Source organism: Methylorubrum rhodinum (assembly GCF_014199935.1).
Classification (GTDB): Bacteria; Pseudomonadota; Alphaproteobacteria; order Rhizobiales; family Beijerinckiaceae; genus Methylobacterium; species Methylobacterium rhodinum.
Window position 1 is genome coordinate 123,433 of the sequence record NZ_JACHOP010000012.1, and the last position, 13,065, is coordinate 136,497.

Sequence of the window (13,065 nt, forward strand, 5' to 3'; positions counted from 1 at the left end):
AAGAGGGGCGGCAAGCACCAAAAGGTCGAGTATGGACATTTTGCGCAATTGAATTGCACAAAATCCTCTTAGGCACGACCCGTTGGCGCATCGGGGTGCCCCTCAGGGTACGAAGCGCTTGTTTCTCAAATGGATCGGAGCCGGCCTCCGGCCAGGGGCTGAGAATCAGGCGGCGGGAAAAATCATCTCGACGAGGGTGCCCTCGTCCTTGCGGCTGCCGATGCGGAAACGGCCGCGATTGGCCTCGACCAGGGCCTTGGTGAGCGTCAGGCCGAAGCCGCCGCCCTCGGTCGCGGCGTCCCCTCCCTCGCGGAACGGTTCGAGGGCGCTCGTCACCGCCTCCGGCGACATGCCGGGGCCGGTGTCGCGCACCCGCAAGGCCACCTCGCCGCGGTCGGCGAGGGTGGTCGAGACGATAACCTGCCCGCCCGCTTCCGTGACCCGGATGGCGTTGCCGATCACAGTGAGCGCCGCCTGTCGGATCGAGCGCTCGTCGGCGAGGAAGGCCGGAAGGTCCGGTCCGAGGCTGGTGCGGACCACGATGCGGTCGCGCGCCGCCTGGGCCTGAATCGCGCCGATGCAGCCGGAGACGAGGTCGTTGAGCCCGACCCGGGTGAAGGTGAGCTGGCGCCCGGCCTGGATCGCGGCCAGATCGCGCAGATCGTCGAGGATGGCGGCGATGCGGCCGCCGGAGAGGCGCACCTCGCGCAGGTAGGCCTCCAGCCGCTCGGCATCGGCCCGGTCGAACCGGTCCGAGAGCATCATGTCGGTGAGCGAGAGGATCGCGGTCAGCGACGGGCGGATCTCGCGGCCGACGCGGGCGAGCGCGCGGGCCTTCCAGGCGCCCGCCGCGTCCTCGTCCGCCGCCGCGACCGGCGGCGGGGCGGCGGGGATCGTGGCCGGCGGCAGGGTGGGGGCCGCCTCATCCTCGCGGATCTCCCGCAAGGAGGCGCAGTAGCCGGGCGCATCCTCGCCGAACAGGCGGGCGATGCGCAGGCGCAGCGCCACGGCGCCCGAGCGGGGCGTGACGCCGAGGAGCTCGCTCGCGCCGGAGCGGCGGGAATCGGTGACGGCGGCCTCCAGAGCCGGCAGGCTCTCGGGGGCGAACAGGTCGGCGAAGCGCCCGCCGACGATCTCCTTCGGGTGAGCGTGGACGAGTTCGGCCGCGCTCGGATTGAGGCCGACGACGCGTCCTTCCGCGTCGAGGGTGACGACCGCCTCCTCCAGGCTGTCGAGCACCTGTTCCGCCCGCAGCCGCGCGTCGTTGGGCGGCACCGGAGGCGAGGCGGGCTCGGCCTCCACGGCGCGGGCGAGGCAGAGTTCGGCCGGCGCCCCGTCCCAGTCGAGTCGGGCATGGTCGACCGCCAGCACCACGGTGTCGCCGTCGGCCTTGCCGAACGGAACGGGCGCGTGCCCGCCCCGCTCCCCCGGCGCGAGGCCGCGGAACAGGTGGCGCAGGCCCGCCGCGCTCAACGACGCCTGATCCGGGTAGCCGGCGAGGGTCAGGAAGGCGCGGCTGGCAAACAGCACCGCGTCGTCGCGATAGACCAGCACGCCAGCGGGCAGGCGCTCCAGCAGCTCGGCGAGCGCCGCGCGGGTCCGGACTTCCTCGGCGGCGCGGGCCGGCGCGGTCGGGAACGGGGTCACCGAGCCACCGGTCGGGCCTTCGATCCGCTCGGGATCGGGCGCGTCGCCGGTCCCGGCCGCGTCGTCGGGGGCGAAGCGCAGGCCGAGCAGGCGCGCGACCTCGCGGAAGGCGGCGTGCTCGTTGACCGAGAGCGAGGATGCCTCCGGCGGGGCGCGGACCAGATCGAGATCGGGCGGCGCCGTCTCGTCCTCGGGGCGCGGATGGCGGGCCTTCAGGAGCGCGAACCCGCCGAGGCCTATCCCCGCCTGTCCCGGCCTTCCCATCGGCGCGCCGGACACCTCGATCTCGTGCTCGAAGGCGCGGCCCCGCACGAGGAGCGGCAGGGCGCGGAACGTGTCCTTCCGCGGGCGCAGCAGGGCCTCGAGCGCGGCGCCCTCGACGATTCCGTCGGCGGCGAGGTCGGCCCAGGCCCGGCCCGCGATCACCGCGGCGAGATCGGGATGGGTCGCCGAGACGTGGGTGAGGACACCCTCCCCGTCGCTGCGCCAGACGAAGCGGGCGGGCCGTCCGGCCGGCTCGGGGGGCGAGACCGGCTCGGCCGAGACCCGCGCGGCGTCCGGGCCGGGCGCCGCACCATCGCTCCGAACCGGCACCGGCGCGCCGCTCGTGGCGCCATCTTCGGCGGCCGCAGCCTCGGATGCGTCCGGCGCGGCGGGATCGGAGACCGGTTCGGTCGGTCGCAGCAGCGGCAGCGGTCCCAGCGGGGCGAGCAGCAACGCCGCGCGTTCCGCGTCGAGCGCGGCGCGGGCGACGAGGACGACGGTCGGCGGGGCTACCCCGCGAGGATCGAGGCGCAGGCGCACCATGCGCGGGCGCGCCCCGACCATGCCGATCCGGCGGATCTGCTCGGACAGGCGCAGAGCCGGCATCACGGTGCCGTCCGCGCCCGCGATGCCGACACCGTAGGAAGCGGCCGATCCGGCGGCGTGCAGAAGGCGCTCCGCATCCGCATCGAGCACGAGCAGCGCGGCGCCCTCGCGGGCGACATGCGCCGTCATAGCGTCGTCCCGCCAGCGCTCGATCGCCCGGCGGAGCACCTCTTCGCCCTGCGAGGCGGAAACCTGAACGGCGCGGTCCGACATCCGAACCCTGGTCAAGAAGGCCTCACCTCAGGATGTCCGGAGCTCCGGACACCGCAACTCGATCGCGGCAGCGCAGCGAGAGCCTCGCGGGCGAATGACCCACGGACCGGCTCACGATGGCTTGTGCAACTTAACGCGCGTCGGACATAGACACGGGTGCCGACCGACACACGTTTATCAACTGGTAACCCTAATTGACCGCTCGGGGCTGGCAAAAGTGCCACTCCCGCGCTATGTTGCAGTGCACAACGCGCAAGAGCGCCGAATCACCAGAGAGGAGCCCCCCATGAGCAACGTCCCGAATTACGAAGTCCCGACCGAGATGCGCGACTTCGCCGAGAAGAGCGTCGAGCAGGCCCGCAAGGCGTTCGACTCCTTCATCGGCGCCGCCCGCCGCACCGCCGACACGGTGCAGGGTTCCACCGATCTCGCCCGCACCAACGCCTCCAACCTGTCGACCCGCGGCTTCGAGTTCGCCGAGCAGAACGTGAACGCGGCCTTCGACCTCGCCCAGAAGCTCGTCCGCTCGCGCGACGTGCAGGAGGCGATGCAGCACCAGGCCGAGTACGTGCGCTCGCAGTTCGCCGCGATCCAGGCCCAGGCCAAGGAGTTCGGCGGTCTCGCCCAGAGCGCGTTCCAGCAGAGCGCCGAGAACGCCAAGAGCGCGATGCAGCAGGGCGCCAGCGAGGCCCGAGCTGCCTACGAGCAGGGCGTCGAGACCGCCCGCGAGAACACGTCCGACGTCCAGAAGGCCACCAACAACCACCAGTGATGTTTCGGACGGTCGGGGGCTTTTCAAGCCCCTGAGCATCGGCCCGAGAGGTGGAACCCGGCTTTCGGGGCGATGCGACACAAGATTCCGGAGCATGGTCTTGGACCCGATATCCAGGACCATGCTCCGGCCTGTTCGACGGCCCGCGCCCCCGGCGCGGGCCGTTTTTCGTTGGGGACGTGCCGCGCCGCTTTTTCGCCGCCGGGGAGCGGCACAGACGTCGGCCTCAGCGACGCGCCCTCTGCGATCCGCCGCGGCGCGCCCCATCGGAGTGTCCGACCCATGCGTTCCGTCCGTCGCCTCGGTCTCGCCGCCCTGGCTTTCGTCGCGGCCGGCAGCCTCGCCCCCGCCCACGCGCAGTACGACGACGACGGCTACGATCGTCCCCCGCCGCGCCGCGTCTACCGCGAGCCCGATTACGGCCGCCTCCCGCCCCGGCCGATGGGCCTGAACTGCGACGCGGTGCAGAGCGGCATCTCGGGCAACCAGCCCTATTCCTGCCCGCTGCCCGGCCCGCGCCCGCTCGGCGCGCGCTGCTTCTGCGACATGCCGATCTCGTTCCTGAATGGGCCGCAGACCGCCGTCGGGCGCGTCTCTCCCTGAACGAAAGAAGCCGCGCCGGAGCATCCTCCGACGCGGCTTCTTTATGCTGGCCTCAAGCGCCGGCGGTCGCGTCCGCGACCTCCGGCTCCTCGCTTCCCCAGACGCCTCGGCGGTGCCGTGGCCGCGGCGCGGGGCGCTCTTCGCGCCCGGACACACGGCACCATCGCTCGGTCTCGATCGATGGTCGACCGATCAGTTCACGATGACGGTCGCGCCGACCTTCACGCGGGAATAGAGGTCGGTGACGTCCTCGTTGGTCATGCGGATGCAGCCCGAGGACACCGCCTGCCCGATCGTGTCCGGCTCGTTGGAGCCGTGGATGCGGTATTCCGAGCGGCCGATATACATCGCGCGCGCGCCGAGCGGATTCTCGACGCCGCCGGCCATGTAGCGCGGCAGGTCGGGGCGGCGGGCGATCATCGCGGCGGGCGGGGTCCAGCTCGGCCACTCCCGCTTGGCGGTGATCTTGTTCACGCCGCTCCAGGTGAAGCCCGGACGGCCGACGCCGACGCCGTAGCGCAGGGCCTGGCTGTTGCCGAGGACGAAATAGAGGCGCCGCTCGGCCGTGGAGACCACGATGGTGCCCGGGGCGTAGCGGCCGTCATAGGCCACGACCTCGCGCGGGATGCGGGCGACCTGGGCCTGAGCCTCGGCCGAGCCGTAAGCGTAGCTGCCTTGCGCGGCCGAACCGCGCTGGCTGCCGTAGGGATCGTAGACCGGCCAGCCGCCCTGTGACTGCTCGGCGTAGGTCTCGTCGCTCTCGGAGCCGAAGGGATCGTACGGCGAGGCGTGGGCCGCGCCGACGGCCAGAACACACATGCCGACAGCGCCGGCGAAGACAGATGCCAAGGTCTTCATGGGATGGCCTACCTGTGCAGTAACCTTTGCCATTTAAAGCGTGACTGTGGCTTTCGGGTTCCAGGCGAATCGCAGATTTTGCACAGGCCGAGTGTGCGATGGGGCACAGGGAGCTTGACGGTGAGAGGCGTAGCGCGGTTCAGGCGACTTCGTCGGTGTGGACCCCGAAGTTCACAAGCTGCTGAAAACCGAAATTGGTGGTGAGGGCGCAGTCCGTCGCGTCGCGCCCCCGCGCCATGACGATGCGGCCGATTCGCGGCCGGTTGTGGCGGGCGTCGAAGGTGTGCCATCGGCCGTCGAGATAGGCCTCGAACCACGCCGAGAAATCCATCGGGTCGGGCACGCGCGGCACGCCGATATCGCCGAGATAGCCGGTGCAGTAGCGCGCCGGGATGTTCATGCAGCGGCACAGCGCGATGGCGAGATGCGCGAAGTCGCGGCAGACGCCGACCTGCTGGGTATGGCCGTCATGGGCCGTGCGCGTGGCGTCGGCGCGCATGTAATCGAAGCGGATGCGGGCGTGGACGTAATCGACGATCGCCTGCACCCGCGCCCAGCCGGGCGGCGTCTGACCGAACAGCTCCCAGGCGGTGGCCGACAGCCGGTCTGTGTCGCAGTATCGGCTGCCCATCAGGAAGACGAGGATGTCGTCGGGCAGGTTTTGCACCTCCGCCTGTCCCGCGGTCGGCACCACCGGGTCCGGCAGGCCGGAATCGGCGACGATGAAGTCGGCCGCGATGGTCAGGCGCCCGGCCGGCGCGAGGATGCGGGTGCAGATGTTGTCGAAGCCGTCCGCGTAGCGGTGGACGGGCACCGGCGGATCGAAGGTGACGGTCTCGGGCGTGACGAGATCGGGGACCCGCGACGGGTGGAGGTTGAGCATCAGGATCATCGGCGTCGGCTGAACCGACTCGAAGGTGATGTCGAAGCCCGTCCTGATCTTCATGGATTCGGTTCACCTCCTGCTGCCCGGCTCTGGCCGACCGGGAGAAGGGCCTGCAAGAGGCGCGCCCGAAGCTTCAGTTCTCGTGCCGCATCGGCTCTTTCCGAAGGCCGGCTTCCACCGTTCGGGCCGATGCTCAAGCGACCGGCGGCGTCCGATCGCGGGTGGCGCGCTCGGCCTCGACCAGCACGTCGAAGGCGCGCCAGGGCTTGGGGATGAACACGGCGCCCTCGGGCAGGGCGTCGCCCGGCTCGGGATCGACGCCGGAGGTGACGACGAGCCGGGTGCAGGGCCAGAGCGTGGCGATGGCGCGGGCGAGTTGCACCCCGTCCATGTCGCCGGCCAGCCGAATGTCGGCGAAGACCAGGGCCACCTCGCCGCCATGCTCCAGCAGATAGGTGAGCGCCTGCTCGGCGCTGGCGCAGCCGACCACGTGCAGGTCGGTCTCTTCCAGCACGCTCTCGGCGAGGTCGCGGGTCTCGTCCTCGTCCTCGACCACGAGGGCGATGCGGGAGGCCGGCGCCTGCGCTTTTGCGCGAGCCTCGCGCTCGGCGCGATCGACCCGTCGCACCAGAGCGGCCAACGCATCGGGCATCCCTTCCGCCACGAGGTTGTCGTAGCAGGAGGCGAGCGCCTGCCCGATCTGGTCGAGCTTCATGCCCGGCAGGAGCGGGTCATCGCCCCGCCTCGCGTACGACCGATCTCCAAACGGACCTTTCAAGTTCGAAAACCCTCCTCTCGCGTGGGGCGGCTGCGATCAGCCGCACATCACATCAAAGCGGGCGGATGCTTGCCGGTTGCGTCGAAGGATGAATTTCGAAAGTCGCATGGCGTGCCGCGCGGCGGGCGGCCTCTGGGTTATTGTACCGCGTCGGCGTCGGCGGTGAGGAGCAGGCCGGCGACGCTGCGGACGTCGCGGTAGCGGTCGCCGCGGGTGCTCATCATCGCTTCGAATTTCTGGTGCACCTGCGCCACCGAGAGGCTCGCCGGCTTGCGATGGCGGCCGCGGCCGGTGGTTCCGGCGAAGAAGATCGAGCGGTTGGCCCGTGCCGGGCCGGGCAGCAGCGCCGCGGCGGCGGCGCCCGGCTTGTCGACGACCTGCGAGAGGAAGTCCTCGGCGTCGTCCGCCCCGAGGAAGTGGGCGAGGTAGACCTCGCCGAGCGTCAGCTCGCGGCCGATCTTGAGGGCGATGCGGGCGGCGTCGCGCTTGAGCATCTCGCCGGCCATCAGGGCCGAGAGGTAGGGATCGCGGCGCATGTCGAGGATGCGGGCACGCTCGGCCTGGTCCTGCACGCTCGGGCGGTCGTTGCCGTCCGGCACCACCAGGGCGGCGTCCTGGGCATAGCCGTATTTCGGGCCGAAATCGCGGATCACGCCGAGCCAGGTGCGCTCGATGAACTGGTACAGGCCGGTCGCCGAGGAGGTCTTGGCCTGGACCGCGGTGATGAAGCTCGATTCCTTGTCGGCCACCGCCATCAGCAGCACCGGATCGGTCTCGACGGCCTGGGCCGCCTTGACGATCGTCTGCACGATATGGCGGCGGATCCGCATCGGCCCGAATTCGAGGATGTCGTTCGGATCGCCGGTCGAGGTCTGCGACAGCAGGAAGTCGTAGGAGACCCGATCCACCGTGCCGGCGGTGAGGTCGGAATCGAGCCCGTCCACCGCGCGGAAGCTCGACGACGCCGCGACCACGGACGGGACCGGCGCCTCGGCGGAGACCGATTGCAGCACCGCGTGGACGCGGGGCTTCGGCATCGTCAGCTCGGCCGCCTTGGTCGAGGCCTCGGCCCGGCCGAGATCGGTGCCGGCGTTGAGCAGGATCGCGCTCAGGCCTCCGGCGAGCAGCGTCATCGAGAGGACGGAGCGCAGGAGCGCGGGGCGGCTGCCGTGGTCGCGGCCCGGACGGGCGGCGACGGAGATGACGTCGGAGGAGGTGCGCCCGGCCTTGCGGGTGTCACGGGTGGTGCGCGGCGATCCGATCGTGCGGCCCTGCATCTGTCTCGTCACCTGTCCTGTGGTCGGTGCCGTCAGCGGCGTGTGGGCAACAGTTACGCCTCCGCTTGTGGCGCAAACACGGCCGAGGTTGTGGCATCCCCAAGGCAGCGCGGGGCGATTTGCGGGCAAGCTCAGCCGTTTGGCCGTTTTTCCCCGGAAACGTCCACAGGGTTCTGGATCGGCGGCGCGGCAGGGCGGCGTGAAATCGGTGCTTGGGCGTGTCCGGCGCGACACGGGGTGAGGACGAGCGCCGACTTTGATGAGGCAGCGGTCACCGGACAATCACTTCGGGGTCAACCGCTCCCCCCCTCTCCCCGCACGCGGGGAGAGGCCTGCATGGACCTTGTCGTCCATGCAGGAAGCGGAGCGGCGGTGAGGGGGCGACTCAGGATGAGGCTTCTACGGAACCGCCCCCTCACACCTCGGCTGCCGCCTTGTCGCGACGACGACGAGGTCGTCGCGACCCTCTCCCCGCATGGCGGGGAGAGGGGATGCGCGGGCCGGTCGAGGGCGGACGAACGAGGCGATCAGCCGCCGAGCACGCGGCCCGCCACCGCATCGAGCTTCGCCACCAGTTCCGGATCGCGGTGCGAGGGCGCCGTCATGATGGCGCCGTCGAGCGCCCGATGGGAACCGGCCGGGCAGTCCTCACGCTCGGTGGGGAAGTCGCGGGCGACGCGGGCGACGAGTTGCGCCGCGCGGGCGGCGTTGGCGCGGGCCACCGCGATCACCGAGGCGACGTCGACGCTGTCGTGGTTCGGGTGCCAGCAATCGAAGTCGGTCACCATGGCGATGGTCGCGTAGGTGATCTCGGCCTCGCGGGCGAGCTTGGCCTCCGGCAGGTTGGTCATGCCGATCACGTCGTAATTGGCCGCCTTGTAGGACTTCGATTCGGCCAGCGACGAGAACTGAGGCCCCTCCATGCAGACATAGGTGCCGCCCTTGTGGACCGTGATGCCCTCGGCCTCCGCTGCCGCCGCGATGCGCCTCTGCAGAGCCGGGCCGACCGGATGGGCGAAGGGCACGTGCGCGACGCAGCCGTTGCCGAAGAACGAGGTCTCGCGCGACACCGTGCGGTCGATGAACTGATCGACCAGCACGAACAGGCCGGGATGCAGCTCGTTGCGGAACGAGCCGCAGGCCGAGAGCGAGACGATGTCGGTGACACCCGCCCGCTTCATCGCGTCGATGTTGGCGCGGTAGTTGATGCCCGACGGCGAGAGCCGGTGCCCGCGCCCGTGGCGGGCCAGGAACACCACTTTGGTCTCGCCGATGCGGCCGATGCGCAGCGCGTCGGACGGCTCGCCCCAGGGGGAGGCGATGGCCTCCTCGCGGACATCCTCCAGGCCGGGCAGGTCGTAGACGCCCGAGCCGCCGATCACGCCGAGTATCGCTGCCGTCATGCGGATCTTTCCCTTGTGCTGTGTCGGGTCCCTGCGCCGCTCCGCGCAGCCGAGCGGCCGCATTCTGCGCGCGGGTCCGCTCACGATGTCGCCTTGTCGTGACGCCTGTCCGGTGACGGAGCCGCCCCGGACCATTTTTCTGATGGGCCTCAGGGCCCGATGCCGTCGAGGACGGCGAAGGCGGGCCGGGCGGTCGCACGACACGCGTCTCGCGCGCGGGGCCGGCCCGTATCCTTTCGAAGCGTCCGCCCACCCGCCCTCCCGGCGGCCGAGCGGCCTTCGCGAAAACCTCTTAACCACCGGGGCGCCGGCAAGCAAACGGGCCCGCGAGGGGCCCGTTCGTGAGGTTCGAGACGCTGCGGGACGAACCCGTCAGTAGGTCTTGTGCAGCTCCGGCTGGAGGCCGTGGACCTCGCCGCCGACCTTCTTCCAGACCTGCTTCTTCACGTAGTAGAGCAGGCCGGCCAGCACGATCAGAAACAGGATCACGCGCAGGCCCAGCGCCTTGCGGGCCATCATGTGCGGCTCGGCCGCCCAGGCCATGAAGGCCGCGACGTCGTGCGAGTACTGCTCCACCGTCTCCGGCACGACGGGCTCGCCCTTGTCGTTCTTCGGATAGGTGATCTGGCCCTCGCTCAGTGGGTTCGGCATCGCGATGACGTGGCCGGGATAGTACTTGTTGTAGTAGCCGCTGCCCGGCATCTCGAAGCCCTTCGGGGCATCCTCATAGCCGGTCAGCAACGCGTGGATGTAATCGACGCCCTGCTCCGAGTAGCCGGTGAAGGGCAGCGCGTCGAAGACGAACCACGGGAAGCCGCGCTCGTAGGTGCGGGCCTTGGCGAGCACCGAGAAATCCGGCGGCGCCTTGCCGCCGTTGGCGGCAGCCGCCGCCTTGTCGTTCGGGAAGGGCGGCGGGAAGCGGTCGGCGGGGCGCGCCGGACGCTCCTTCTCGGAGCCGGAATCGTCCAGCTCCTTGACGCTGTAGGTCTCGGCCAGCGCCTTGACCTGCGCCGCGCTGAAGCCAGGGCCACCCTCCTCGGAGAGGTTACGGAAGGCGACGAGCTTCATCGAATGGCAGTTGGCGCAGACTTCCTTGTAGACCTGGAAGCCGCGCTGGAGCTGCGCCTGATCGAACCGGCCGAACATCCCGGCGAAGCTCCACTTCTCGCGGGGCGGGTTCGGGGCGTGGCCGTCGTCGGCGCAGGCGCCGGTGGAGCCGAGGACCGCCGCGAGAAGGCCCGCGGCGGCGAGGAGGGCGATGCGCATACCGTGTCTCCTCGATCCGCTTAAGCGCGCCTGGCCGGTTCGGCCGCCGCGCCCGCGGGCATGCCTGATGCGCCGACCTGCTTGCCCGGTCCGGTCACGGTCTCGAGGATCGAGCCCGGCAGACGGTCCGGCGTTTCGAACAGGCCGACCAGCGGCATCACGATCAGGAAGTGGGCGAAGTAGTAGAAGGTGCAGATCTGCGAGGCGATCACGTACCCGCCCTCCGGGGGCTTGGCGCCGAGCCAGCCGAGGATGATGGCGTTGGCGGTGAAGACCCAGAAGAACACCCGGTAGACCGGCCGGTAGTTGCAGGAGCGGACCCGCGAGGTATCGAGCCAGGGCGCGAAGGCCAGGATCAGAACCGCGCCGAACATCAGGATCACGCCGCCGAGCTTGTCCGGCACGGCCCGCAGGATCGCGTAGAACGGCAGGAAGTACCATTCGGGCACGATGTGGGCCGGCGTCACCGACGGGTTGGCCGGGACGTAGTTGTCAGCGTGGCCGAGATAATTCGGCTGGTAGAAGATGAACCACGCGAACAGGATCATGAACACCACCACGGCGAACACGTCCTTGATGGTCGCGTAGGGGGTGAAGGGGACCGCGTCCTTGCTCGACTTGATCGGGATGCCGGCCGGGTTGTTCTGACCCGTGACGTGCAGCGCCCAGACGTGCAGGACGACGACGCCCGCGATCATCCACGGCAGCAGGAAGTGCAGCGAGAAGAAGCGGTTGATCGTCGGGTTGCCGACCGAGTAGCCGCCCCAGAGCAGGCTCTGGATCGTGTCGCCGACGATCGGGATCGCCGCCAGGATGTTGGTGATGACGGTGGCGCCCCAGAAGCTCATCTGGCCCCACGGCAGGGTGTAGCCGAGGAAGGCCGTGGCCATCATCAGGAGGTAGATGATGACGCCGAGCAGGTAGAGCACCTCGCGCGGGGCCTTGTAGGACCCGTAATAGAGGTTGCGGAAGATGTGGACGTAGACCGCCACGAAGAACATCGACGCGCCGTTGGCGTGCGCGTAGCGCAGCAGCCAGCCGTAGTTCACGTCGCGCATGATGTGCTCGACGCTCTCGAACGCGTTGCTGGCGTTCGGATCGTAGTGCATCGCCAGCCAGACGCCGGTGATGATCTGGATGCCGAGGAACGCGATCAGGATCGCGCCGAAGGTGTAGAAGTAGTTGAGGTTCCGCGGAACCGGGAAGGCCACGAAGGACGAGTGCACCAAGCCGACGATCGGCAGGCGGGACTCGAACCACTTCGCGACGCGGCTCTTCGGGACGTAGGTCGAGGTCGCGTGTGCGCTGCTCATCGGATGGCCGCTCCGGCTTCTCGTGTCCTGATCGTTACGCGACGGCCTTGCCGCCCTCTTCGCCGATCGTGAGCTTGGTGTCGCTCGCGAAGACGTAGGGGGGCAGCGGCAGGTTGGTCGGCGCGGGGCCGCGGCGCACGCGGCCGACGGCGTCGAACTGCGAGCCGTGGCAGGGGCAGGCCCAGCCCTCGAAATTGCCCGAATGGCCGATCGGCACGCAGCCCAGATGGGTGCAGTTGCCGTAGGCCACGAGCCACTGGTCGTGGCCGGCCTTCACCCGGTCGGCGAAGGGGGCGGGGTCGATCATCTGGTTGAGGGGCACGGCCTTCATGTCCGTGACCTCCTTCTCCGTGAGCTTGCGCACGAAGATCAGCTTGCCGCGCCAGAACACGTTGACGATCTGGCCGTCCTGGATCGGGGTGAGATCGACATCGAGCGGCGCGCCCGCCGCGACGGTGGCGGCATCGGGCGCCATGGAGGCCACGAAGGGCCATGCCACCGCGCCGGCGCCCACGGCCAAGCCTGCACCGGTCGCGAGAAACAGGAAATCGCGCTTGGTGCCCTGAGGTCCTTCGTCCGCCAAGGTGCAACTCTCCCGTCGATGGCAGCGCCGAAGCCTCTCATGCCGGGCTGCGGAGGAGACACCGCGCACGACCCTGGAAGCTTTCAAATTTGAATCGTCGCAATGGCAGACACCATCGCGCGGCGGCAATCAATGCGACCCGCGGTCACCGGATTGCCGCCTTTCACCCGACGCGCTCTCTGACATGCCAGATGCGAACGTGTCCAGACTGTCGCGCTTCACGCTTTGTGCGCCGCGACGAGGATCCCCCGGGATCGTCATGGCGCTACAGGGTGGGAAAGTCATGTCGGCGAGCTGTGCGGCACTGATTGGCCTTCCTGATTCTCCGCCGTCATTCCGGGGCGCCGCAGGCGAACCCGGAATCCACGACTGGCCGCAGCGAGTTGCAGGATGTCGCATCACGGGTGGATTCCGGCCTCGCCTTCGGCGCCCCGGAATTGTCTGTTGGCACTCTGCTAGGAAGAGGCCGCCCCGCAGCCGCGGGGTGCCTGGTCCGGGTGGCCACCGAGGCTGTGTGAGAACGCGGTTGGGTGTTTCGGCGCGGATTATGACGGGGTGCGAGGTGCCGCGTGCCCTCACGCCCGCAGGGCGGTGAG

11 protein-coding genes are annotated in these 13,065 nt (G+C 69.8%); 2 read left to right on the plus strand and 9 right to left on the minus strand.

Features of this window, described 5'->3' with window-relative positions; all coding sequences use genetic code 11:
• Positions 1-165: 165 nt before the first annotated feature.
• Complete coding sequence (locus tag HNR00_RS14885; protein ID WP_183570623.1) at positions 166-2,730, minus strand: ATP-binding protein; 2,565 nt, start codon at positions 2,728-2,730, stop codon at positions 166-168.
• A 286-nt stretch (positions 2,731-3,016) separates the two neighbouring features.
• Here HNR00_RS14885 and HNR00_RS14890 point away from each other — a divergent pair, with 286 nt between their 5' ends.
• A complete protein-coding gene (locus tag HNR00_RS14890; protein ID WP_183570625.1) occupies positions 3,017-3,502 on the plus strand; it encodes a phasin in 486 nt (161 codons plus the stop codon).
• Between the two features lie 282 nt (positions 3,503-3,784).
• Positions 3,785-4,105: a hypothetical protein gene (locus HNR00_RS14895; protein WP_183570627.1), complete on the plus strand. Its 321-nt coding sequence runs from the start codon at positions 3,785-3,787 to the stop codon at positions 4,103-4,105.
• Between the two features lie 192 nt (positions 4,106-4,297).
• On the opposite strand, the gene HNR00_RS14900 is transcribed toward HNR00_RS14895, so the two are convergent.
• The 8 genes from HNR00_RS14900 to petA all read right to left on the minus strand — a co-directional run bounded on the left by HNR00_RS14900 (position 4,298) and on the right by petA (position 12,469).
• Positions 4,298-4,963: a L,D-transpeptidase gene (locus HNR00_RS14900; RefSeq protein WP_183570629.1), complete on the minus strand. Its 666-nt coding sequence runs from the start codon at positions 4,961-4,963 to the stop codon at positions 4,298-4,300.
• Positions 4,964-5,102: 139 nt separating this feature from the next.
• Positions 5,103-5,909, minus strand: a complete 807-nt coding sequence (locus tag HNR00_RS14905) for a transglutaminase-like domain-containing protein (protein WP_183570631.1) — start codon at positions 5,907-5,909, stop codon at positions 5,103-5,105.
• 133 nt (positions 5,910-6,042) lie between these two features.
• A complete protein-coding gene (locus HNR00_RS14910) occupies positions 6,043-6,564 on the minus strand; it encodes a response regulator (protein ID WP_183570633.1) in 522 nt (173 codons plus the stop codon).
• Between the two features lie 200 nt (positions 6,565-6,764).
• A complete protein-coding gene (locus tag HNR00_RS14915; RefSeq protein WP_183570635.1) occupies positions 6,765-7,904 on the minus strand; it encodes a transglycosylase SLT domain-containing protein in 1,140 nt (379 codons plus the stop codon).
• 527 nt (positions 7,905-8,431) lie between these two features.
• Positions 8,432-9,307, minus strand: coding sequence for an S-methyl-5'-thioadenosine phosphorylase (locus HNR00_RS14920; RefSeq protein WP_183570637.1), 876 nt, complete (start codon positions 9,305-9,307; stop codon positions 8,432-8,434).
• A gap of 372 nt (positions 9,308-9,679) precedes the next feature.
• Complete coding sequence (locus HNR00_RS14925) at positions 9,680-10,573, minus strand: cytochrome c1 (RefSeq protein ID WP_183570639.1); 894 nt, start codon at positions 10,571-10,573, stop codon at positions 9,680-9,682.
• A 20-nt stretch (positions 10,574-10,593) separates the two neighbouring features.
• Positions 10,594-11,886, minus strand: a complete 1,293-nt coding sequence (locus tag HNR00_RS14930) for a cytochrome b (protein WP_183570641.1) — start codon at positions 11,884-11,886, stop codon at positions 10,594-10,596.
• A gap of 34 nt (positions 11,887-11,920) precedes the next feature.
• Positions 11,921-12,469 carry a ubiquinol-cytochrome c reductase iron-sulfur subunit gene (petA, locus tag HNR00_RS14935; RefSeq protein WP_183570643.1) on the minus strand — a complete coding sequence of 183 codons (549 nt, stop codon included), beginning with the start codon at positions 12,467-12,469 and terminating at the stop codon, positions 11,921-11,923.
• Positions 12,470-13,065 lie beyond the last annotated feature (596 nt).

Coding starts and splice junctions, on each gene's coding strand:
- HNR00_RS14885 (WP_183570623.1), bottom strand. CDS start 2,730: ATGTCGGACCGCGCCGTTCAGGTTTCCGCCTCGCAGGGCGAAGAGGTG.
- HNR00_RS14890 (WP_183570625.1), top strand. CDS start 3,017: ATGAGCAACGTCCCGAATTACGAAGTCCCGACCGAGATGCGCGACTTC.
- HNR00_RS14895 (WP_183570627.1), top strand. CDS start 3,785: ATGCGTTCCGTCCGTCGCCTCGGTCTCGCCGCCCTGGCTTTCGTCGCG.
- HNR00_RS14900 (WP_183570629.1), bottom strand. CDS start 4,963: ATGAAGACCTTGGCATCTGTCTTCGCCGGCGCTGTCGGCATGTGTGTT.
- HNR00_RS14905 (WP_183570631.1), bottom strand. CDS start 5,909: ATGAAGATCAGGACGGGCTTCGACATCACCTTCGAGTCGGTTCAGCCG.
- HNR00_RS14910 (WP_183570633.1), bottom strand. CDS start 6,564: ATGAAGCTCGACCAGATCGGGCAGGCGCTCGCCTCCTGCTACGACAAC.
- HNR00_RS14915 (WP_183570635.1), bottom strand. CDS start 7,904: ATGCAGGGCCGCACGATCGGATCGCCGCGCACCACCCGTGACACCCGC.
- HNR00_RS14920 (WP_183570637.1), bottom strand. CDS start 9,307: ATGACGGCAGCGATACTCGGCGTGATCGGCGGCTCGGGCGTCTACGAC.
- HNR00_RS14925 (WP_183570639.1), bottom strand. CDS start 10,573: ATGCGCATCGCCCTCCTCGCCGCCGCGGGCCTTCTCGCGGCGGTCCTC.
- HNR00_RS14930 (WP_183570641.1), bottom strand. CDS start 11,886: ATGAGCAGCGCACACGCGACCTCGACCTACGTCCCGAAGAGCCGCGTC.